Below are 21,468 nucleotides of genomic sequence, written 5' to 3'. Positions count from 1 at the left end.
GCAACCGCAAACCCTGTCCGATCCACCCCCGGGAAGCTGGTAGTGTTCTACCTGTCGCAGCGATCAACCGACCGCCGACGACAGGCCCCCGTAGCTCAGGGGATAGAGCAACGGCCTCCGGAGCCGTGTGCGCAGGTTCGAATCCTGCCGGGGGTACCCTGTATGAGGTGCCCAAAGACCCCGTCACCAGCGGAAACGCTGAGGCCGGGGTCTTCGCGTATGTGCAGGCGGATGCAGCCCGGAGCGGGCGTATGTCGAGGTCCGTGGACGAGGCGTGGACGGGATCTTGGAACATCTCCGCAGGTGAGGTCTAAGAGAAGGCGACGCTCGCGCTAACGCCAGACGCCTGCCCCAGGTACATGTCGTCGCGCCACCGGGGCTACCAACGGCGCCCATGAGTGCTGCCAGCACCCAGGGGTTCTCTCATGGATCTAGACGAACGACGAGGCCGGAGTCAGAGACGGGCTGACCTGCGTCGTACCGTCCCATCCAATCGTTGGTCCGGTCGTCCCGTCGACTGACGCGTATTGGGTGTACCTGAGCCGCGAATACCGTTCACAGAGTCATGGCGAGCAGGCCGAGGAAGAGGGGCTTGTCGATGGGCACCGCTACTATCCGGGATGCCTTACGGGACGACGAGTGGAGTCAGGGGATGGGCGACGTGAACGAATCAGCGGTCAAGCGGAAGTTGGGTATCCCGAACTGGCGGAACCTGTCCAAGGACAAGGTGCTCAAGTTCGCGGCAGCGATGCCCGAGATGGCCACCGAGGCGCGGCTCAAGCTCATCGAGCAGTTCCCTGCATTCAAGGACCTGGGCAAGGCCAACATCGATGCAGTCGCAGAGGCCCACAGGTCCACTCTCGCAGCCAACGAGAACAGTCAGAACCACTTCTACAAGGCTGCACAGGACCAGCGGGACGCTCTGCAGGCCGACCTCGCTCGGGACGACCTCAGCGAGGCACAGCGGGAGTCCCTCCACGACCGCCTCGAACGAAACGTGGGGCGGGTATTCGAGAAGGACAGCGAGAGCAAGCAGTTCCAGGGGGCGGGGATGAAGCTGGTGGCAGCCACCGGTGTAGCCGCCCTCGCGCTGAGCGTGGCGTTCGTCGGCGGCAGAGTCGCTGGAGTGAGCGAGGACGGTTCCGAGGAATCTCAGTAGGGCTGTTATCGGCCCGTTACGAAACGAAGCATTGGCGCGGGTAGGGCCGGAACGAGGGAGGCCCCAGGCGGTATGCCTGGGGCCTCGGTATCGGTGCAGGTTGTCTCACTCGTACTCGCGGAGCAGGTCCTCGATACGCCGGTTCGCAACGTCCTGCCGTCCGTCGAGGCACTTGGCGTAGCGGGTCAGCAGGACCTCAACGCTATTGCCAGCGCGTTCGGCGACCTCGGTCGGGTCGACCCCGGCATTGAGCCACGTCGACAGCGCCGAGTGCCGGAGGTCGTAAGGCCTACTCGCGAGCGGCGAGGCTGCGACTGCCGGCGGAAGCGCGAGGAGCCGGGCCTCCTGCCACACGCGGTAGTAGGTCGAGGACGGGACGACCGAGCCCTTCTCACTGAAGAACAACCGCCCGTCGTCCGCTGTGCCGAAGGTGGCCAGGTGCTCGCGGAGAACCGCGACGAGGTGGGGCGGGATGGGCACCCGTCGGACATCCTCGGTCGGCCGGTTCTTCAGCCCGCGGTCGTCGTGGGTCTCCCCCGAGTCCGTCCATTGCTTTCCGACAGACGGGCGAGTTCGGTGGAGCAGGGCCGAGCCCCAGCCGTGTTCGGGCAGGCTCAGGTCCGTCTCGGCGAGGCCGACCGCTTCCGCCGGCCGGAGGCCGCCGAAGTACATGGCGGCGAACAGACCCACGAGACGGCGACCACGGGCACGCCGATACCCGCCCACGTAGGAAACCGCCGCCAGGAGGTTCCGCGCCTGCTCCGGGTTAGCGACGACCCGCGGATCGACCTGGTTGGACACCTTCGGCTTCTGCCAGCGGACAGCCGTTATGGGGTTCTCCCGCAGCTCCCCCAGGTCGACAGCGTAATTCGCGGCATTGACGAGCGTCCGACGCTTGCGCCGCACCGTCTCCGCCGCTGCCGCCGTGCCGTCGAGCTTGAGCTTCAGCGAATCGAGGACCGCGCGAGCCGTGGCCGGTTCGGCAAGATCGGCGAGCGGCCGGGACGCTTTGGACACCCAGTGGAGAACGTTCCGCACGTCCTCCGGGACTTCCCGGTCATCGGGCCCCGGCAGCACGAAGGCCCAGTTACGCAATGCTCTGCGGATCACCTCGTCGGACGGCCGTCCGGCGCGCTCGTCGAGGAGTTCCAGCGTCACGCTGGTGAGGGCTTCGTTGATGCCGTCCCGTGTGTTGGGTGCGGTATGGGGCCACTTCATGGCGAGGTACCTGAGAGCGAAGGCGTACCACGATACGGCCGACTTCTTCTCTTCCATCGAGGCCGGAAGGCCCGACTCTGTGTCGAACTCCTCGCCGTCGCGCATCGCACGCATGAGCTTCGTGCGGTAGTGGTCGGCAAGCGCCTTAGTCCGGAAGGACTCCGAGAAGACGTTGCCCTCAACAGACCAGCGGACTCCGTATGAGGGCGTCTTGGTGTCCCGCTTACGGACGCTCCAGACCTTCACGTCGAGAGACTTCACGCCGCCGCCTCCAACTGCCGCAGCCACGTGGTGAAGTCACTCCGCCACACCCGGAGCTCCCCGTTGGGCAGCTTGAAGGCAGCGGGCCCCTGGCCCAGCTCGCGCCACCGATAGAAGGTGCGCCGGGACACTCCGCCGAGTTCGGCGAGGATCTGCGGGACGGTCATCAGTTCGTCGCGGCGGCGGTCCATGTGGGTTCTCCTTCCGTGCTGGGGTTGGCGGTCAGTGCGTTGGTCAGCCATTGCTCGCCCGCTGTGAGGCCGGTGCCGGCGAAGGCCCAGTGGGCGAGGACGAGCGTGGTTTCCTCCGGCTCGGCGGACGGGTCGTGGGGTGTCTCGCCGCGTGCGATGGCGGCTTGGAGGCGTTGCCATTCGGCGCGGGCGGTGCGGAGGGCGCCGAGGGTGGTGGAGTAGCGGCGGGTCTTGGTGGAGAAGTGGCCGCGGAAGCCGAGCATGTGGGCCCAGGCCCGCAGCCGCAGGTGTTCCAGGTCCTTGCGGGCGCCGAGGGTCCAGGCGGTGCGGATCATGCGCCGGGCGTGGTCGGTGAGGTCGAGTCCGGCCAGCTCGGCGAGGAACTTCAGCGGCCGGTCGAGGGTGCCGGTGGCGGTCTCGGCGCCCTTGGTGGCGTACTTGGCGATGTAGGCCGCGACGGCCCGGTCGGTCAGCTCGGTGCCGCCGTCGAGGTCGGCGGATCGGATCGGGCGGACGTCGAGCTGGCGGCCGAAGGCGAAGGTGTGCTCGCGTCCGTCGAGGGTCGGGCCGGTGATCCGGGCGGCGGACGCGGCGGCACGGATGGCGTCGGTCAGCAGCTCGGCGCTGGCCCAGGCCGGCGGCGGGGAGTCGCCGCCAGTCGGGCCGTCGAGGCGGATCACGGCGTGGAAGTGGACCGCGCCGCGCTTCTGGTACTCGGCGACCTTGGCGAAGGACACCCGCGCGTACTGGCGGAAGGCACGTTGGGTGAGCCCGGCACGCTTGGCGATCTCCCGGCGCAGGTAGATGGAGAAGCGCCGCCAGATGACACCGGCGTGCGCGTTCCACAGCACGGCCGCTTCGTAGTCGTAAGCGTCCGGATCCAGCGGCGTGCCGAGGGCCGGGTCGTCGGCCGGGTGGCGGGTGCCGCAGCGGCAGCGGCCGGAGTCGGGGCGGTTGTGGACCGGGCCGAAGCTCGGCGCGGTGAAGGTGGCGAACACGCGCGGGTGCGCGGCGACGTCTTCGGGGGTGCCCTTGCCGCCGCGCAGTCCGGCGGTGATGAGCTGGTAGGTGTCGCGGCGGTAGGTCTCGGCGCAGGTGGCGCACCGGGTGGTGCGGCGGTTGTTGCAGCGCACCAGCAGGTGCCCGGCCGGGAGGTCGGTGGAGTCCAGCCGGTGCAGTTCGGGGCCGATCTCACCGGTGGTGGTGTTGAGGGCGTGTTCGGCGCGGTAGCCGGACAGCCGGATCGGGCGCGCGCAGCCGCCCAGCCCGGTCAGTTGCCGGACGAGGCCGGGCAGGCTACCCCAGGAGGCGAGCATGCCGAGTTCTTTCGGCGGCGGTGCGGTGGTGCGGGGGATGATGGGCTTCTCCTTGTCTGGCTTGCGGGTCGGACGAGGGGTTGAGGCCGGTCGGGGCGGCGGGATGCTTGGCGGTATCGAGGCCGCCCCGACCGGCCGTTCAGCGGCGGTGCCCGCCGGTGAGCAGGGACCGCAGGACGAGGGCCGCGACGGCCACCGATATGGCCGTCACGGCGACGACGGCCAGGAGCGCGGTCAGCACCACGCCGCCGACAAGCACGGCGGCCACCGCGCCGGTCGTGGCCGGAGGCAGCACGGGACGCTGAGCCGGAGCGGGGTGGCAGGAGCAGGCCGGCGGCTGGCCGTGCTCGGCGGCGGCCGGGAGGTGCGGTGTGGTGGGGAACTGCGGGCGCAGGAACACAGCGGTTCTCCTTGTCAGTCGGTGGTGCCGTTGACGACCCCGACCCCGGTGCGGGTGCCGGTGTCGATGGCGGGGGCGAGGAAGGTCTGGGAGAGGTAGAAACCGAAGAGGGCGATCACGACGACGACCCACAGGCGGATGCCGAGGAACTTGATCGCGGCCCAGGCGATGACGCCCAGGACGGCCACCAGGGGCAGGGAGACGGTCACGGGAACCTCCGGTCAGCGGACGGGACAGCGGTGGGTACGGGCGGCCAGCTCGGCGGCGGAGCGGCTGTCGTAGTCGGCGGAGAAGCCACAGCGCGGCGCGGTGCAGGCGGCGGTGTGCTTCTCGCGGCCCTGGCCGTCGTAGGCCGTGCCGACCTGGACGGGGCCGATGCGGACGACCCGGCGGAAGCGGCGGTGCGCGGGCACGGTCAGTCCTCTCCGGTGAAGTCGCTGGTGTGGTCGATGAGCCACTGTTCGATCTCGGGGTGTTCGTCTGCGGTGGCCCGCCGGAACGCTCCTTCGGCGACAGTCATGGCTTCGTCGAGGCGGTTTTGGCGGGTGAGTTGGGCGGAGCACTCCAGGGCGAGGCGGATGACCGGGCGCATGAGCAGCCCTCCTTGTCAGGTGAGTTGGGCGGCGATCTGGTCGGCCAGGGCGGGCGGGACGCCGAGGCGGGTGCGGAGGGTGTCGGTGTCGATGGGCGTGCCGGTCCGGGCGCGGTGGGCGTCGGCGACCTTCCGGGCGTGCTCGACGAGGGCGGCCGGGATGGCGGGTGCCGCCGGGAGCGCCGAGGCAGGTGCGGCAGGTGCGGCAGGCCGGGCCGGTTCGGGTGTGGGTTCCGGCGCAGCGTCGGCGGCCGCGGGCAGCTCGGCGGCGTCCTCGTCCGGCTCACCCGGCGCCGCAGCGCTTGGCGAGTGGGCGAGGAGGGTTCCGCCGAGGAAGGCGACGGCGGGCCATCCGGCGACGAGGATGCGCAGCCAGGCGGGCACGTTGGTGAGGTCGAGGAGTCCGGCGGTGGCGACGTTCGCGCCGAGCGAGGCGGCCAGGGCGATGACGAACCAGCACCATCCGGCCGTCGTGGCGTGGCCGGAGCGCAGGCGCCGCCAGGCCGCGACCATCAGCAGGTCGACGCTGATCGGGTAGGCCCAGGCTTTCCAGCCGTGCTGTCCGGCCGCTGCGGCCAGGTCGTGCAGGTGCGCGAAGGACAGGGCACCGGCGATGACGGCCTGGACCAGCACGGCGTCGACGCGGGCCAGGTAGCGGCGCATGGGTGGCACCTCCTTTCGGTTTTCGGCATGGGAGGGGTAGGGACGTGGCGCGAGGGCGGTCGCGCCGACCGGTGGTGCGGGGTGGTTCAGTCGGTCACGGGCCGAGGCGTGACCAGCGGAGCCGGATACTCGGCCGGGGCCGGCGGAATGTGCGGCCGGAACGGGTCGAGGGCGGGCACGTCGGGGGCGAGGTGCGCGGTGTCCTGGCAGACGGCGGCGGCGTCGGTGAGGGACAGGTAGGGGGTGCGGATGCGGGACCAGCCGCCGGAGGTGTCACCGGCCACGGCCAGGCCCGGCCGTTCCGGGGCGATGGAGCAGGCTGCCTCCACCGCTTCGGGGGCGATGTCGCCGAGCGCCATCTTGGCCGAGGCCTCGTCGTTCACCCGGTGGCAGACGCGGCCGGAGAGCTGGGCGCGGAGCATGGTGGCGCCCTTGCCCAGCTCGGCGCCGAAGCGCTGCCCGCACACCTCCAGGTAGATTCCGGCGGCCCGGCCGAGCTGGGCGAGCCGGACGAGCTGGGTGACCATCGCGTCCCGCCGCTCCTCGTCCTTCTTCGTGGCGACCAGGAAGAGTTCGGCCACCTCGTCGACGACCAGCACGATCGGCACGGGCCGTTCGTCGTCCGGCAGGCCCCAGATGTCGGAGGTGATCTCCTCGTCCGGGGTGCCCGGGGCGATGCCCTGCCGGGCCTTGATCAGGTCGTATCGGTCCTCCATCTCCTTGACGAGCACCGGCAGCAGCTCGGCCGCCTCCGCCGGTTCGGTGGCCAGCGCCGACAGGCGTGGGGCGAACGGAGCCAGCTCCACCCCGCGCTTGCAGTCGATCCCGACCAGTGCGACCGGCTGTCGGGCCAGGCCGGCGACGAGGTTGCGCAGGTACATGGACTTGCCCGACAGCGTGGCGCCGAGGGTGAGTTGGTGTGGGATGGCGCGGTAGTCGCGGACGAAGGCGGTCGCGTCCTCCCGCAGCGCCACCGGCACCCGAAGGAACCCGCTCTCGACACCGCGCGGCATCCGCACCCGGTCCAGCACATCGAAGCCGACCAAGCGCAGCTCGACCGTGCCCGGCTTGACCTCCGTCACGTAGACGGCGTGCACGCCCCAGGCGTGGCGGAGCCGTTCGGCCGAGGCGGCCACGTCGGCCGGTTCCTGCCCCGGCGCCAGCCGCAGCCGCAGGCGCAGGCCGGTCGAGGTGGGGCGGATCAGGCCCCGGCGCGGTGGCACCGGGCGGACCTCCCGGGAGCTGGTCGCCCAGGTGGCCAGCGCCCGCAGCCGGGAGGGCGGCACGGTCAGCCCGCAGGAGTCCATCACCGCCCCGTACGAGGTGACCAGCCGGGCCACCGACACCGGCAGCCCGATCGTGGACCAGTAGGCCGCCGGGTACCGGGACTTGGCCCAGGCGGCGGCCCCGCCACCGGCTATGGCGACGGGACCGCCCACCTCCAGCCACGTCATCAGGTCGGACACGGTCAGGCCCCCACCGCGGCCGGGACGGCACCGGGGGTGACGGCGGCGGCCCGGTAGGCGATGCCGTGCCGCTGCTGGCCGTTGAAGACGTTCTCCCACGGCTTGGCGACCAGGCCCGGCAGGGACACCGGAGCGCCCAGGGTCAGGCCCTCGGCGACGCCGCTTTCCGGCACGGTGACCCGGATCAGCGCGGACTCGCCCTCGTCGATGTAGACGACGCCGATCGTCATCAGCGTCTCGCCGCTCACGGCGTCCTTGGCCACCTCGCCGGTCTGCCGGTCGCGGACCTTGGGCTCAGGGGCTTCGGTCAGCAGGATCGTGGCGGTCGAGGTCTCCACACGGATGGTGCGCAACGTCTTGTCTCTCCTTGGATCGCACCGGAACCACTGACACCTACTCGTCTAGACGAGATGCGTCGACGTGATCCCGAGTCGGTTCGGAACGCGGACCACTGTGCCACACAGCTTGCCCACTCGTCTATACGAGTATGCGTCTGGGTGTGTACGAGTCGAAACCAGCCGCACACCGGGCCGCACCGCACCTCGCCACCCCCGGCCGTCAGGTGGCCGGCAACCGGTACGACAGGAGGTAGGCGTCGGCGGCCATCACCGTGTCGCAGACCTCCACCGCGCGGCCCTCGGTGTCGTAGGCGGTGCGGATCAGGTGGATGACCGGCACGCCGGAGGCCAGCCGCAGCGTCCGCACCTCCTGCGGGGTGGGCATCCGGGCCTTGATCTCCTCGTCGAAGTGGTCCAGGCGGTGCCCCAGCTCCTCCAGCCGGGCATAGATGCCACCGGGCCCGGGGTTGGGCTGGGCGATCGGGGTGTTGCGGGCCAGGTCCAGCGGCAGGTAGGAGGTGGCGAACTCCACCGGCCGCCCGTCCAGCAGATACCGGCGACGACGGGCCAGCACCCGGCGCGGCGAGCCCAGGCGCGCGGCGATGTCCTGGCTGGGCCGCTCCTCCCCGACCTCCAGGCTGTCCACCTCCGACTTGCTCCCGGCCGCCTCCGCCTCCACGATGAACGCCGACTTCCCCTGCTCCCGGTGGCGCCGGGCGAAGCGGTCCGAGGCCAGACGCCGCACCGGCGGACGCGGCCGGACGTAGACGCCCCTGCCGTGCTCGGAGACCACCAGGCCCTCGGTCTGGAGAATCGACAGCGAGTTGCGCACCGTCATCCGGGAGACGCCGTAATGCTCGACCAGTTCGGCCTCGGACGGCAGCTTGTCGCCCTCCTTGAACCGGCCCTTGTCGATGGCTTCGCGGATCTGGTCGGCGATCTGCCTAAACACCGCGCGGTCACTGGTCGGGTCCAGCGCTCCGAGAGCGCCGGAGGGGGAGGCCGCCATCTTTACTCCTTTGGATATCTAGACGAGAGGCTGAGTGTCGTTGCTACGGTGGAGAGCCTAGTCAGCTTCAGGAAGCCGAGGACCGTGAGTACTGCCGAACGCCCCCACTCCGTGAGCGTCGCCGGAGTCATCGTTGACGACCGCGGCCGGGCCCTGCTGATCAAGCGCAGGGACAACGGGCACTGGGAGCCGCCGGGCGGAGTCCTCGAACCGGGCGAGACCATCCCCGAGGCCCTGCAGCGCGAGGTCCTCGAAGAGACCGGCATCAAGATCGCCCTTCCGGCGGCCCTGACCGGCGTCTACAAGAACATGACCGGCCTGATCGTCTCGCTCGTCTTCCGCTGCGAGGCGATCGACGGCACTCCCACCACCGGTGACGAGACTCGCGCGCTGCGCTGGGCCACCCGCGAGGATGTCACCGAACTCGCCGACGAGGCATACGCCGTGCGCGTCCTGGACGCCTTGGATGCGGCAGCCCCGCCGGCCGTCCGGGCGCATGACGGCGTGAAACTCGTCTAGCCCGAATCCACTGCCCATGGCCGCCTACCAGCACGAAGGAACTTGTATGGACGAGTATACGAGTATGGTGCGAGTCTGGGAACTCTCCTGCCCGAGACTCCCGGCCGAGGTCGGCCGCGCCCGCCGCTGGACCCGCGACATCCTCCACGACAGCCCATGCGCCGACGACGCGGCGCTGATCGTCACCGAGCTGGGCGCCAACGCGGTCACCCACACCACCGGGCCCGCCTTCCGCGTCACCATCACCCGCACCACCGAAGCCGTGACGCTCACCGTCACCGACACCGGCGCCACCACCACACACCCGCAGACCACCCACCCCGACGAGGAGGCCACCCACGGCCGGGGACTGGCCATCGTCACCGTCCTCGCCGCAGCGCTGGACATCCACCACGACGGCCACGGCCACACGGTGACCGCTCACCTCCGCGCCTCTACACCGCAGCAGACCGCACGGGAAGCCCAGCCATGCTGACCCGCTCCTACTGGTGCGAGGCGATCGCCCACACCCTCGATGACGGCCGCACGTTCTGGCTCGGCGCCCACGCAGCCGGCTCACCGCGGCTCGCCCTGCGCTGGCTCCACCTGCGGGCCCGCCACATCAGCGACCAGCTCGACCCACCGGCCGCCCGCCCCCTCCTGGCCTGGCTCCACGACCATCAGGCCCACGAACACGCGTTAGCCGTCCTCGCCTCCGGCACGCCCTACACCCACACCGTCTTTGACGACGCCATCCGCTACCTGCTCACCGCCCGACCCACTACAAGGCCCCGCCCATGAACCACGACCGAGCCGCCCGGAACGAGCAGCTGTACCGCTACGAGATCACCGCCGCCCTGAACGCCGTCGTCCGCGCCTGCCAGGACATCGTCACCGACCACAGCCACCGCGGCTTCTGGACACCCCACACCAGCACCGAGCCGACCCCCACGCACCAAGACCTCATCGAGGCCGCCCGCCGCGACGTCCTCAACCGCCTCCAGATGGTCATCCACTGCGCCGAAACGGTCGCCTACACCATCGAGCACGACCGCCAACGCCAGCCCAACCGGGACCGGACACAGCCCAACCAGCCCACTGAGTAACAACCTTCTCTACGAGTTCAAGGCGGCTCGCTCCGCTCCCCGCGCGCGGCCCGGCCCCCGGCCGGGCCTGCGCTCCTGTCTCCGCCCCGCTCCAGCCCGGCCGGCGCCCGGGCCGCGCTCTCAGCAATCAGCCGCCTGATGCCAGAGAAGGGGTACGTCGTGGCTGGGGCGGTCGGCTCCACGGCTTTAGGCAGCCACTTTGGCGCGAGCCTCGAAGATCATGGCCCCAACGTCGTGCTTTACCGGGCAGGTCCACAGACTGCCCGACGCGCCGAAAGCTTACGGGGCCATGATCCCTCGCGCCAAAGCAGCTCCAGCCCAAACCCGCTACGCCGACCTTATTTAATCATCAGGCCTACCGGAGTATGGACTTCCCGACTCGAACTAACTCAAAAGTTCCAGGGACATCATGGACTCAGAGGGAAAAGCACTGAAGACTAGACCAGTCACACCTCGCCCAAACGCCCATGAGTAAGTCGAGCTCACCGCCGCCTTATGGCCTTCAGGCATCGGATTCTTCGCCACCGTCACTCTGCCGCTGATCCTGCCCGATCTTGTGCAGCAGGTAGGCGGCTTGGGCGATGAGGTCAACGAGGTCGGCGTCGCCCACGACACGGCCTGCCATCTTTTCCATGACGCCTGGTACGTCGAGCACGGCGTCGATTACCTTGGTCGGCAGAGTCGGCGACTTGCGGAATTGGTCGAGCTCGTTAGCGTCGATCTCTTCGGCGACTTCGGGGTCAGAAATTACTTCGCTCGCGGCAGACTTCACGAAGCCCTCAACACTGCCCGCTTCGAACTCGCCAGCGAACAAAGAGTTAATTCGCGAGACAACCTCGGCAAGGGCGACCAGCTTCGGATCCCTGCTTGCGCTACCCGAGCCTGCCTCGGAGGCCGGCTTCAAAGTACGCTCTGCTCCAAGCGACAGGTCGGACTTGCCGCGATCAATATGTTTTATGCGCTTGAGCGTGACGTCGGACAGGTCGACGACCGAAGTCAAGCGATCGGTCATGATGACGCGGGCGAACTGGCGCAGGAAGACAGAGAGCTTCTCAAGTGCAGTGTTCTCGTAGTCGACGATCTGAGACATGAAGTCGTACAGCCGCACGAAGGTGCCGACATCCTTGCGGAACAGCTCGAGGCGCAGGATCTCCGCCTTGTCGTCACGTTTTTTGGCCGACTTGTAAAGCGCGGCAAACCGGTCTTTGGGGCCCTGAATCGTCGCCGACAGTGCACCGTGCCCGGCTCGCGTGAACCAGGCATGAGCGAAAGCCTCCACGTCGTCGTCGGTGTATATATCCGCTTCGGCGAGCTTGGCTGCGATCTCATGGACGATGTTCGGGTCGGTGGTCGACTCAATACGCGCCTCCCTGTAGTACGGCTCGAACGACGCCTGGATGTCAGCCGGCTTGTTGGCGAAATCCAGCACGAACGTACGTTCCTTCTTCTCGCCGACTGGTGACTGATATGTGCGGTTCAGTCGGGACAGGGTCTGCACGGCGTCGATGCGACCTAGGGTCTTGTCGACGTACATCGCACAGAGAAGTGGTTGGTCGAACCCTGTTTGGAATTTGTCCGCAACGATCATGACCCGGTAAGCCGAGCCTTTGAACTCTTCAGCCAAGTCCCGCCGCGCCCCAGGGTTCATCGACGCCTCGGTAGCCCTTTCGATGGCGTAGTCAGGGTCGTCGACTGTACCGGAGAACGCAACCAAGGTTCTCAGGTCGTATCCCTTTTTCTTGACATACGCGTCGATCTCGGCCTTATACCGCACTGCCGCAATGCGCGAGTCGGTGACGACCATCGCCTTGGCATGCCCCTCTAGCAAATGGGCGACGTTCGCGCGAAAGTGCTCCACGATAATCTCCACCTTCTGTCCGATGTTGGACGGGTGGAGCTTGACGAACCGCATGATGCCGCGGGCTGCCGCTGACTCTTCCACAAGGTTACCGTCAGCGGCCTCGTCGGTGCTGTGTGTGGTGGCGATGACGCCGCCCTTGGCGCTGGTCTCGATCTCGAACGCCGTGGAGTAAGTCTGATAGCCACGCAGCACGTCGAGGATGAACTCCTCCTCGATCGCTTGCCGCATCGAGTAGACGTGAAATGCTCGGGGCAACCCATCTTCATCGCGACGGCCGAAAAGCTGAAGTGTCTTGTCCTTCGGAGTCGCGGTGAAAGCAAAGTAAGAGATATTCTTCGGATTCGCACGCTGAGCTGTCTGCCGTGCTATCTCTGCGTTAAGTACATCCTCCCCGTCCACGGGGACAGGCTCTTCGACTTCTACACCGCCAGCCGACAGCACTTTTCGGACCTCGGTCGCGGTCGCGCCCGACTGTGAAGTGTGCGCCTCGTCGACAATAATTGCGAAGCTGTGCCCTGCCAGAGCTTTGTTCTCCGTCAACTCCTTCATTACAAACGGGAACGTCTGAATCGTCACGACGACTATCAGTCGCTTGTCCTGCAGCGCGGCGGCCAACGCTTTGGACTTCGACCCACCTGCGCGCCGCGTCTCCGTCTCATCGATTGTCACGACGAGGTTCGGCTGGTTGTCGACCTGCCGCACCGCCTCCTGCAACTGGTCGTCCAGCACAGTGCGGTCGGTGAGGACCAAGACGGTGTCGAACACTTTCGCGTTGTTCGAATTATGCAGACGCGCCAATCGGTGCGCAGTCCATGCGATCGAATTTGTCTTACCCGACCCCGCCGAGTGCTGAATCAGGTATTTGTGACCCGGCCCCTCAGTGCGAGCAGCCTCCACCAGGGACGTAACCGCCTCCCATTGGTGGAAACGAGGGAACAAGATCGTGGATTTCTTTGACTTCTTACCGCTGATAGGATCAACCTTCTCCTCGTGACGGGTGAACATCAGCGCACCGAGGATGTTCAGCCACGAGTCCCGCTGCAGCACCCGCTCCCAGAGGTACGCTGTCGCCTCGCCATTCGGATTCGGGGGATTGCCCTTCCCGCCATCGACAGTCCCACGATTGAACGGCAGAAAGAACGTCTTAGCTCCGGCAAGGCGCGTGGTCATCCATACTTCGTCGTCGTCGACGGCGAAGTGAACCAGAGCACGGTTCCCATGGCCGAGTAGCGGTTGCCCCTTGGGGGAGCGGTCCTGTTTGTACTGGTCAATCGCCGAGTGTACTTCCTGCTTGAAGTAGGTTTTAAGCTCAAGCGTCGCCACTGGCAGACCATTAACGAAAAATACGAGATCGATCGCCCGATTATCGCCTTTGTCAGGCGAAAAGTGAACCTGCCGCATCACCCGCAGTCGGACCTTTTCGTAGTCCTCGACTGTCTTGGGGTTCAGCATCGTGGCCGGCTTGAACTGGCACATACGCAATGTCGCGTTAACGTGCGACACGGGGCGGCGCAGCACATTTAGCATGCCACCACCATGGCTCATCGGGGCGTCTAGTCTCTTTGTGATAGCGTCGAGGACTTGCTCACGCTGCTTGCTCTCCGACACAGACCCCGCTTTGACGACCTTCGCCAGCTGCTCGGGTTGTGTGTCCGTGAGCCAGCCGAGCACATCCTTCGGAAAGAGGGCCCTCTCGGTGTCATAGCCAGCGTCGCTGGGTGAATACAGCCACCCATGTGCGGCAAGGTACTCGCAAATCTCGGTCTCGAACTGCTCCTCGCGACTCAAATCGCTAGCCATCAGGCTGCACCCCCCGGGCGACGTCGATCTGGCCAGTGACAGCCTCCGTGATGAGCGCGGCACGGCGCTCCTGCGCGAGCGCGATGTGCTGCTGCACCTTGGCGATCAGGGCGTCGATCTTCGCTGTCTGTTTACCATAGTCAGCTAGTTCGCTGAGCTGATCGCCATTCGAGGTTTCAGCTACACGAATGTCCAGGAGATCGTTCACGTTGATCCTGGGCGTGCGTACTGCGCCAGAGCCCGTGGTGCCGATACCCCGTAGCCGAAGAACGATCTCACCCACGAAGGTGCGTGTTCTCATCACCTCGGACAACCATGCAGAACTCGTCCCCGCAGCGGCACGAAGCACGGCGTAGTCAGGGCTGACAATCCCAGCTGTGGGCGCCACTCCCAAAGCTCCCTGAAATGCTCGCATCCTGTTGACCACGATGTCGCCAGCAGCACAGACTTTGTACTTGCTCAGGTCCTCAGCTCGCGGCGGGTCCGAGGTGATCTCGTCCCGGCGACGAACTCCCCAATCGATCGAGACCGACATGAGCGGCAACGCGTCCGCACGATCCCCAGCTCGCTCATCCACCTCTGAGAGCCGCCACTTGAGACGGTTGCCAACTAGTGCATGACGCGCAAACGCCTCTCGCACAGCGGATCGGCGTTCACGTAGAACGTCGATAAGTGCGTTTTGTTTGGCAATGAGGGCGTCGATCTGTGCTGTCTCAGAGTCCAGAAAGTCAGCGATAGCTCGCTGCTCGCCGGCGGGCGGGAGCGGGATCGTTGCTTTCGTCAGGTCCGTGCTGCGGAGTCCGACACGGGTCACGCCCGATGCAAGGACCCTCCACTGGCCGAGCACAGCGCCCGATGCCATGACCCAGTAGAGGAACCGTGGCGCTATTGCCCGCGGATCGGGGCGCACGATCGCCAAGTGGTACCCGCAGATTAGGTCATCGGCTTCGTACTCAACATAGGCCGGGATGCCGATGTCGTCGGCAGTCTCGGAGTCCTTTGTGATGATCGTGTCCCCACGCCGAATACGAAAACGTGCGATCTGCTCGGGAGTGGCTGTCGCCTCCATGAAGTCGAGGTCGGATGTAATCGACTCGTTTTTGTAGACGTCGGTGTAGTTGCACAGGCGCACCTCCGGTTGCCCCTCAACGGTGTGCTTATCGACGTTACTTGTCCACGCCTCGGCGACCTGGCAGAGCCGCGCCCCGGACCAGCCAGAGGGAAGGACGCCGAGCCACTTCGAGACTCGTGCCTGAACCGCGGGGTGCATCACCGCAGTAGTCATCGCTCAACCTCCCGCAGCAGGTGCAGGATGTCGTCCACGACCTTGTTGAGATCAGCATCGATCTCCGCCAGCGGGCGGGGGGGAACAAAAGTATAGAAGTGCCTAGTGAAGGGGATCTCGTAGCCCACTTTGGTCTTGTCGTAGTCGATCCAGGCATCGGGTACGTGCGGGGCCACCTCGTTCGCGAAATAGGCTTCGATCGTCTCGCGCACGGCATCGTGTTTCTTTTTGTGGCCACCCCACCCGAACGGCACCACCTCTGTGTCGCGCAAGGTGGGGTCAGGCTCAGCAGAACCCTTTAGCTTGCCTGTCTGGACGATGCAGATGTCGGCATTCTCATCACGCTCGCCCAGCGCCTGCCACAGGGCTTTGCGCTGCGGCGTCGTGAGGCGGATCCCGGCGGTACCAAGGTGTTTACCCAAGTCGTGCAAGAAGTCCTCGCGATTGAGGTACACAGCCTCGCCAAAGGTATCCAGGGTCTCGCCGAGTCCACGCAAGTTAGGGAGAGCCTTAACGGCCGCCTGGATGCGCTCGGGAGTACATGCAAAATTCAGGCGGAGCGGCCGCTCGACAGTGATAGACCAGTAGGCGAAGTCGAGGTTGTCGAAGATCTTGGACGTGGGTGTCTCAACGAATTTGTCGTAGGTTTGGACGATCTCGGCCCGTTGAGCTTCGCAGATTTCTACGCGCTTGGCGCCGAGGCTCTTACGCATCTTCGTCCCCATGTTGGTGGCGTCGATGAGCTGCACCCTGCCCTCGCGCTTAGGCGACTTGGCGTTGTCCAGGATCCACAGGTAGGTCACAATGCCGGTGTTGTAGAACATGTCGTTCGGCAGAGCAATGATCGCCTCGACGAGGTCTTTCTCGAGTAGGTACCCACGAATGTCCGACGGACCGGAGCCAGCACCACCGTTGAACAGCGGGGAGCCGGACAGGACGATGCCGGCACGGCCGCCGTTGCCCTTTGCGTCCACAGGGCGCATTTTTGAAATGAGGTGAAGAAGGAACAGCATCGCGCCGTCACCGACAGCGGGCAGGCCAGCGCCAAACCGCCCCTCGTCACCGAGCAGATGCTCGGCGCGCACGGCCTTCTCTGACGCCCTCCAGTCGACGCCGTATGGCGGATTGGACAGGCAGTAGTCGAAGGTCTCCCCATCGAACAAGTCGCTGGCCAATGTGTCACCGCGTCGAACGTTCGACACGTCCTGCCCTTTGATGAGCAAGTCGGACTTGCAAACCGCGTACGAAGCCGGATTGACTTCCTGGGCGTACAGGGCGAGCTTCGCTTTTGGGTTGAGCGAGAGCAGGTGCTCTTCTGCGACGGACAGCATTCCGCCAGTGCCCGCCGTGGGGTCATAGACCGAGCGCAGGGTGCCTGGCGCTCGCAGGGCGTCGGTGTCCTCAGCAAAGACGAGGTCGACCAGGAGCCGGATCGCGTCTCGTGGGGTGTAAAAGTCGCCTGCCTCGGCGTTCGCGGCCTCGAAGTCTCGGTAAATGAGATTTTCGAACAAATCGCCCATACCGGCGTTGTCGACGGCGTCTGGGTGCAGATCAACCCTGGCGAACGCCTGCACGACCACGTTCAGGCGAGCAGCTTTGTCGAGATCGTGTATCTGCCTCTCAAACTCAAAGTGCTTGAACACGTCGATCTCGGACGAGAACCCATTGATGTAGTCGACGAGGTTCGAGGCCAGGTTGTCAGGGTCCTTGAGAGCTCTCTCGAGGGTGAACGCCGAGGTGTTATAGAACGGCAGCCCCGTTGTTCGGCGAACGAACGTCTTGCGCCGCAGGTCATCGTCATACTCTGCGACCGTCTTCGCCATTGCCTCGCGATGCGGCTCCATCACGCACTCCAAGCGGCGCAGGATGGTCATCGGCAGGATTACGGCGCCGTACTGGTGCGGCTTGTACGGCCCACGCAGGAGGTCGGCGATGCCCCACACAAAACTTCCGAGCTTACTCACTTTGGCTGAACACCTTTGTCTCGTTCCGCGCGTCGGGGTGGTCTCGGGCTGGTCTCAGCTGGAGTCTAGGGTGCCCTGTGACATCGTTGTAGCGTGGTCGGGGGCACTGGTTGTGACTCTGACGTGGGCCGCATCAAGAACGCCCCGAAGCAGATCAAACTCGGGCCGGTACTCGCCTAGCACCTCGTTCTGCAGCAGGTACCAGCGCGGCAGACCAACTGCCGGCACCAACCAACTCCGCCCTCCGCGTGTGCACGGGCAACGGCCTGAAGCGACAAGGCCCCCACGTCCCCCATGTGCTCCCACCTCACCGAACCATCATCACCAAACCCACACAGTAGTCGAACAGCCCACCCCGCGGCGCCCGCTGTTGATTCGCCCCGGTAAGAGGTCGCATCACTCGTTGCTCAGGCGGGTGCTGATGCACTCCATGCCGCCATGAGGGCAACAGAGGGATTGTCCCTTCTTCAAGGCCGCACTGTCGCTACCCTGCACGGCTCGACATTCTGGACCATCCGTGGACACGAGGTCGTCAAGTATGTGGTTTCAGCTCTGTCACCAGGGGCGTTGCTGCGAGCTCAAGGGGCCTCCGGAGCCGTGTGCGCAGGTTCGAATCCTGCCGGGGGTACCTCGCAGAAGGTACCGACAGACCCCGCCACCAGCCGCGACGCTGGGTGCGGGGTCTTCGTATGTGCGCTTGGACCTGTGGCCTCAGGACATCACCCGCCCCTCAGCCCCACGGGACGAAGCCGTCCGACCGGTCCAGATGGAATGGAGAGCCGGGGCGCTCCGGCTTCCAGCCGCGCGCGAGGGCGGTACGGACGGCATGCGCGACCTCCCCGGGCAGCACGGGGTCGGCGGGCACGCCGACCCCGTTGCCGGTGTGCGGCCGGTCGGTCGTAACGACGAGCACGGCACCCGGCCGGTCGGCCCCCTCGACGGCGTAGGTGCAGGGGGACCAGCACATGCCCTGGTCGTACGTGGGTCTCCCGCGCAGACGCCAGCGGTAGGCCGTGCCGTCGACCACGATGCGCCGTGATCCTTTTCGCCTCAGCGCCACGCTCCCCCTCGAATTGATGCCGCGGCCCTGCGCGGAACGACCACGCTTGCTACCGCTCGCACTGCCGACAGGGCTTGAGCCCCTGCGCCTCTGCATCCTCCTTGGGGATCTCCACCTTCCCGACGAAGGTCTCCGGTTTGCCGTTCAGCGCGGGACAGTCGGGGTCGGTGTGGTAGGCGTACCGGTGCTCTCCCTTGCGCACGTGGACGTTCCCCATGGGTACTTCTCCTCTGGTCGCTGTTCCTGAGACAACTCTCACCGCCCGCGCGGTAACCCATTCGGCGGAGCCCATCGTTCCCTGCACGAGTGTGACCGGTCGAGGGAGCGATCCCCTCGGAGTGGCTGCCGCTTCTTCCGGCTGTCGCCTGCGCACAGGGCGCGAACGCGGCAGGGGGCTCGTCGACCGACGAGCCCGGGACCCGTAGTCGCCAGGTAGGCGAGCCGGGGAGGTGCGGGCCCTGCGCGATCGGTTGCGTGAGGCGCGTCTGGTGGCGAACCGGGATGTAGGTGCTGTTGAGCCGGGTACCGGCGGTTCGGCGGCGTCTGCACGCACGCGAAGGAGGACCGGAACGTTGAATAAGCGGAGCTATAATAAGTGCGCCTATACATGCAAATGCGCATCATGGACAGGCTCGTCGCGGTCTTCAACCGCGACTCCGGGTGGTTGAGCTGACCCGCTTCGCCACTCTGCCCAACCCACGCGCCGCCCTGGGCGTGGTCTCCGGCCAGCGTCGCCGGGGAGAGACTTTCCTCCCGGACGCCGTCACGCGGGCGAGCGGCGGCTTCATGTTCACCGCCACCGAGACCACTGAAGCCGAGGACGACCCCACCGTCCAGCTGATCGATCCCGTCCGCCTGTGCCACGGCGACTGATCCGATCGCGGGCACGCGGTGGCTCGGTCGCGCGGGGTCGTTCAACTCGGTTCGGCGGTGGGAAGGTTCCCGCTGGAATCGGCCCGGCGGGGCCGCGGCCTCGACGGGATGTGCCCATGTTGCATGTGCGCTTCGACAGCGGGGAGTTGGCCCGGTTGCGGGTGGCGCGGCGGACCGATCCGCTGTGGGAGGCCGTACTGAGCCTGCACCTGCTGCAGAACCGGCAGGCCGCGCTCGTCTTCGACCCCTGGCGGCAGGAGGTGCGCACCGCGCTGGAGCGGCGCCGGATGCTCCCGGTGGTCCGGGAGCTGATGCGGCTGTGCCCGCCGGCCCCGTACTTCCCCGACTTCCTCACCCCCGGCCGCGGTGAGGACGACCTGGACGCGGCCCTGGAGCGGGTGCTGGCCACGCCCCGGCGGCGGCTGGCCGAGGAGCTGGCGCGGGTTTACGTGCGCGGTCCGGTGCCGCGGAGCGTGCGGTGGGTGGCCGAGGGCGGGGCGGAGGCGCTGCGCTGGCTGGGCGAGGCCCTGCGCCGCTACCACGACGTGGCGGTGGCCCCGTATCTGGCGGCCGTCCGGGCACAGGCCGCGGCCGACCGCGCCCGCCGGGGCGAGGCCGCCCTGGCGGGGGGCGCGGAGGCGCTGCTGGCGAGCTACGCCGCGCCCGAGGGGTGGGAGTACGGCGGGCGCGCGCTGCGGGCGCCTTATCCACTGGAGCGCGAACTGCGTCTGGAGGGAAGGGCGTTGACGCTGATGCCCGGCTTCTTCTGCGTCCGCACCCCGCTGGTGCTGGCGGACGACTCGCTGCCGCCGGTCCTGGTGCATCCGCTCTCCCCCGCGCCCGGCTGGTTGACCCGGCTGCGGCGGGACGAGGCGGCGCCGCCGGTGGCGCAGCTGATCGGCGGTACGCGCTCACGGGTGCTGGAGTTGCTGGAGGAGCCGGTGACGACCACCGGCCTGGCGTCCCTCACGGGCCTGGCGCCGTCGACGGTGAGCCACCACGTGGCGGTGCTGCGGGACGCGGGGCTGGTGGCCTCCCGGCGGGACGGGATGCGGGTGCTGCACCGCCGCACCCCGCTGGGCACCGCCCTTCTGGACGGGCCCGTGCCCTGAGCCGGGCGCCCCCGGACGGGCGCCCGGACACGGGTCGCGCGGCCTACGGGCAGTCGGGGACGCCGGGGATCCTGTTGTCCGGGGTGGCGGCGTAGATGTTCGTCATGTAGCCGCCGTACTGGGGCAGGTAGGCCCACCAGTCGTTGGTGTAGGGCGGCACGGAGACCGTCTGGCCGCGCTTCTGGCAGCCGACCAGGACGTCGACGTCGGCCGGCAGGGTGGTCACCACGGAGGAGCCGGTGGTGGGCCCGGTGCGCACGCGGACGCCGGAGCCCCAGGTGCCGACCCAGGTGCCCGCCGGGCGCCGGGCTCCGGGGACGTCGAGCGAGCCGGTCAGCTCGGTGAGCCGGGAGTAGGCGGTGCCGTACGGGGTGCCGTCGGGGTGGAGGGTGAGGACGGCCACGATGGCTCGGTCGTCGCCGCCGACCGTGCCCGTGGAGTGCAGGGCCTCGCTCACCAGGTCCAACTCCCCGGCGGATGCCGCGGAAGCCGTGGAAGCCGTGGAGAGGGCGGAGGCGGACGCCGTGGCCGGGGTGTCGGCGGTGCAGCCGCCGGAGCCGAAGCCGGACCAGCCCTGCTTGACCGCCCAGGGCCGCTCGAAGGCGGAGGCGATGCCGGAGTACTGGTCGTAGCCGTCGCTCGCGCAGCGGGTGGCCTGCCGCAGGTTGCCCATGACGAAGTCGCGTACGGCCGCGGGCGCGGTATCGAGGATGTGGCGGTAGATCCGTACGGTGTCCGCGGCGGTGGTGGCGGTGTGGCCCCAGTAGCCGGGGTGGGTGGACGGCGGCGGGGCGGTGCCGGTGAGGGCGAGCCGGGAGACCATCCGGTTCACGATCGCGGCACCTCCCCGAGTGGACCAGTAGTGGCTCGCCGCGGAGTCGTCGCTGCTGCGCAGCATGGCCGTCAGCCGGGCGCGGTCGGCGTCCGGGAGGGTGTCCGGGACGCGGTCCCACAGCAGGTCCAGCACGATGAGCAGTTTCATCACCGAAGCGGCGCGGAAGCGCGTGTCCGCGTTGATCCGCTCGGTGAAGGCGCCGGTGCCGCGGTCGAAGACGGCGACGCCCGCGGTGACCCCGGCCGGGACGCGGGCCTGCGGTCCGTTCCGGGCCGCCGACGCGGGGGCCGCCAGGCCAGTGCCGAGCATCCCCAGGGCGAGCAGGAGGACGGCGAGCGGGGCCCGTACGCGGCGCGGAGCGATGCGCCGCCGGGCGGCCCCGCGCGGCGCGGACGGTGGTACGGGCGGGGACGCGGCCGGGAGGTGTGCGTACATCGTGTGCGGGCTCCTCGGGGCAGGGG

At 67.5% G+C, this 21,468-nt stretch carries 24 protein-coding genes and 1 tRNA gene; 8 read left to right on the top strand and 17 right to left on the bottom strand.

Annotated elements, in window-relative coordinates:
* Window positions 1-84 precede the first annotated feature (84 nt).
* Window positions 85-156: transfer RNA gene (locus tag L7D48_RS10570), tRNA-Arg, on the top strand.
* A 409-nt stretch (window positions 157-565) separates the two neighbouring features.
* Window positions 566-1,159: a hypothetical protein gene (locus L7D48_RS10565; RefSeq protein ID WP_237878724.1), complete on the top strand. Its 594-nt coding sequence runs from the start codon at window positions 566-568 to the stop codon at window positions 1,157-1,159.
* Window positions 1,160-1,264: 105 nt separating this feature from the next.
* On the opposite strand, the gene L7D48_RS10560 is transcribed toward L7D48_RS10565, so the two are convergent.
* The 11 genes from L7D48_RS10560 to L7D48_RS10510 form a co-directional block, all read right to left on the bottom strand.
* On the bottom strand, window positions 1,265-2,638 hold the full coding sequence (locus L7D48_RS10560) for a tyrosine-type recombinase/integrase (protein WP_237878723.1): 1,374 nt from the start codon (window positions 2,636-2,638) through the stop codon (window positions 1,265-1,267).
* Window positions 2,635-2,829, bottom strand: a complete 195-nt coding sequence (locus L7D48_RS10555; RefSeq protein ID WP_031039432.1) for an AlpA family transcriptional regulator — start codon at window positions 2,827-2,829, stop codon at window positions 2,635-2,637. Before L7D48_RS10555 ends, L7D48_RS10560 begins: the two co-directional genes overlap by 4 nt.
* On the bottom strand, window positions 2,805-4,145 hold the full coding sequence (locus L7D48_RS10550) for a replication initiator (protein WP_237878722.1): 1,341 nt from the start codon (window positions 4,143-4,145) through the stop codon (window positions 2,805-2,807). Before L7D48_RS10550 ends, L7D48_RS10555 begins: the two co-directional genes overlap by 25 nt.
* 139 nt (window positions 4,146-4,284) lie before the next feature.
* Window positions 4,285-4,545 carry a SpdD protein gene (locus L7D48_RS10545; protein ID WP_237878721.1) on the bottom strand — a complete coding sequence of 87 codons (261 nt, stop codon included), beginning with the start codon at window positions 4,543-4,545 and terminating at the stop codon, window positions 4,285-4,287.
* 14 nt (window positions 4,546-4,559) lie between these two features.
* Complete coding sequence (locus L7D48_RS10540; RefSeq protein WP_237878720.1) at window positions 4,560-4,754, bottom strand: hypothetical protein; 195 nt, start codon at window positions 4,752-4,754, stop codon at window positions 4,560-4,562.
* Between the two features lie 12 nt (window positions 4,755-4,766).
* Entirely contained in the window at window positions 4,767-4,958 is a 192-nt protein-coding gene (locus L7D48_RS10535; RefSeq protein WP_237878719.1) for a mobile element transfer protein, read from the bottom strand.
* Between the two features lie 2 nt (window positions 4,959-4,960).
* Window positions 4,961-5,137 carry a hypothetical protein gene (locus L7D48_RS10530; RefSeq protein WP_237878718.1) on the bottom strand — a complete coding sequence of 59 codons (177 nt, stop codon included), beginning with the start codon at window positions 5,135-5,137 and terminating at the stop codon, window positions 4,961-4,963.
* A gap of 15 nt (window positions 5,138-5,152) precedes the next feature.
* Window positions 5,153-5,800: a DUF2637 domain-containing protein gene (locus tag L7D48_RS10525; protein ID WP_237878717.1), complete on the bottom strand. Its 648-nt coding sequence runs from the start codon at window positions 5,798-5,800 to the stop codon at window positions 5,153-5,155.
* An 86-nt stretch (window positions 5,801-5,886) separates the two neighbouring features.
* On the bottom strand, window positions 5,887-7,266 hold the full coding sequence (locus tag L7D48_RS10520; RefSeq protein WP_237878716.1) for an FtsK/SpoIIIE domain-containing protein: 1,380 nt from the start codon (window positions 7,264-7,266) through the stop codon (window positions 5,887-5,889).
* 2 nt (window positions 7,267-7,268) lie between these two features.
* Window positions 7,269-7,619 carry a hypothetical protein gene (locus tag L7D48_RS10515; RefSeq protein ID WP_237878715.1) on the bottom strand — a complete coding sequence of 117 codons (351 nt, stop codon included), beginning with the start codon at window positions 7,617-7,619 and terminating at the stop codon, window positions 7,269-7,271.
* Between the two features lie 205 nt (window positions 7,620-7,824).
* Entirely contained in the window at window positions 7,825-8,613 is a 789-nt protein-coding gene (locus tag L7D48_RS10510) for a GntR family transcriptional regulator (protein ID WP_237878714.1), read from the bottom strand.
* 111 nt (window positions 8,614-8,724) lie between these two features.
* Here L7D48_RS10510 and L7D48_RS10505 point away from each other — a divergent pair, with 111 nt between their 5' ends.
* The 4 genes from L7D48_RS10505 to L7D48_RS10490 all read left to right on the top strand — a co-directional run bounded on the left by L7D48_RS10505 (window position 8,725) and on the right by L7D48_RS10490 (window position 10,217).
* Window positions 8,725-9,132 (top strand): NUDIX hydrolase, encoded by a 408-nt coding sequence (locus L7D48_RS10505; RefSeq protein WP_237878726.1) that lies wholly within the window; start codon window positions 8,725-8,727, stop codon window positions 9,130-9,132.
* Window positions 9,133-9,196: 64 nt separating this feature from the next.
* On the top strand, window positions 9,197-9,607 hold the full coding sequence (locus L7D48_RS10500; protein WP_237878713.1) for an ATP-binding protein: 411 nt from the start codon (window positions 9,197-9,199) through the stop codon (window positions 9,605-9,607).
* A complete protein-coding gene (locus L7D48_RS10495) occupies window positions 9,601-9,912 on the top strand; it encodes a hypothetical protein (RefSeq protein WP_237878712.1) in 312 nt (103 codons plus the stop codon). Before L7D48_RS10500 ends, L7D48_RS10495 begins: the two co-directional genes overlap by 7 nt.
* Window positions 9,909-10,217: a hypothetical protein gene (locus L7D48_RS10490; protein WP_237878711.1), complete on the top strand. Its 309-nt coding sequence runs from the start codon at window positions 9,909-9,911 to the stop codon at window positions 10,215-10,217. Before L7D48_RS10495 ends, L7D48_RS10490 begins: the two co-directional genes overlap by 4 nt.
* Window positions 10,218-10,719: 502 nt before the next feature.
* Here L7D48_RS10490 and L7D48_RS10485 read toward each other — a convergent pair.
* The 5 genes from L7D48_RS10485 to L7D48_RS10465 form a co-directional block, all read right to left on the bottom strand.
* The gene (locus L7D48_RS10485; protein ID WP_237878710.1) at window positions 10,720-13,878 is read right to left on the bottom strand and encodes a type I restriction endonuclease subunit R; all 3,159 of its coding nucleotides are present in this window, start codon (window positions 13,876-13,878) and stop codon (window positions 10,720-10,722) included.
* Window positions 13,871-15,163, bottom strand: coding sequence for a restriction endonuclease subunit S (locus L7D48_RS10480; RefSeq protein ID WP_237878709.1), 1,293 nt, complete (start codon window positions 15,161-15,163; stop codon window positions 13,871-13,873). The genes L7D48_RS10485 and L7D48_RS10480 overlap by 8 nt, the downstream gene beginning before the upstream one ends.
* Window positions 15,160-17,127, bottom strand: coding sequence for a class I SAM-dependent DNA methyltransferase (locus L7D48_RS10475; RefSeq protein WP_237878708.1), 1,968 nt, complete (start codon window positions 17,125-17,127; stop codon window positions 15,160-15,162). Before L7D48_RS10475 ends, L7D48_RS10480 begins: the two co-directional genes overlap by 4 nt.
* Before the next feature lie 730 nt (window positions 17,128-17,857).
* Window positions 17,858-18,187 (bottom strand): hypothetical protein, encoded by a 330-nt coding sequence (locus L7D48_RS10470; protein ID WP_237878707.1) that lies wholly within the window; start codon window positions 18,185-18,187, stop codon window positions 17,858-17,860.
* Between the two features lie 49 nt (window positions 18,188-18,236).
* The gene (locus L7D48_RS10465; protein WP_237878706.1) at window positions 18,237-18,404 is read right to left on the bottom strand and encodes a hypothetical protein; all 168 of its coding nucleotides are present in this window, start codon (window positions 18,402-18,404) and stop codon (window positions 18,237-18,239) included.
* A 443-nt stretch (window positions 18,405-18,847) separates the two neighbouring features.
* On the opposite strand from L7D48_RS10465, the gene L7D48_RS10460 reads away from it, so the two are divergent.
* Window positions 18,848-19,060 carry a hypothetical protein gene (locus L7D48_RS10460; RefSeq protein ID WP_237878705.1) on the top strand — a complete coding sequence of 71 codons (213 nt, stop codon included), beginning with the start codon at window positions 18,848-18,850 and terminating at the stop codon, window positions 19,058-19,060.
* Between the two features lie 116 nt (window positions 19,061-19,176).
* Window positions 19,177-20,172 carry a helix-turn-helix transcriptional regulator gene (locus L7D48_RS29285; protein WP_305853131.1) on the top strand — a complete coding sequence of 332 codons (996 nt, stop codon included), beginning with the start codon at window positions 19,177-19,179 and terminating at the stop codon, window positions 20,170-20,172.
* Window positions 20,173-20,215: 43 nt separating this feature from the next.
* Here the strand turns inward: L7D48_RS29285 and L7D48_RS10445 are convergent, their stop codons facing one another.
* Window positions 20,216-21,316, bottom strand: a complete 1,101-nt coding sequence (locus L7D48_RS10445; protein ID WP_237878725.1) for a hypothetical protein — start codon at window positions 21,314-21,316, stop codon at window positions 20,216-20,218.
* Between the last annotated feature and the right edge of the window lie 152 nt (window positions 21,317-21,468).

The organism is Streptomyces sp. ICN903 (assembly GCF_022015835.1).
GTDB lineage: Bacteria > Actinomycetota > Actinomycetes > Streptomycetales > Streptomycetaceae > Streptomyces > Streptomyces fenghuangensis.
This window is presented reverse-complemented; position numbering and strand designations above follow the sequence as displayed.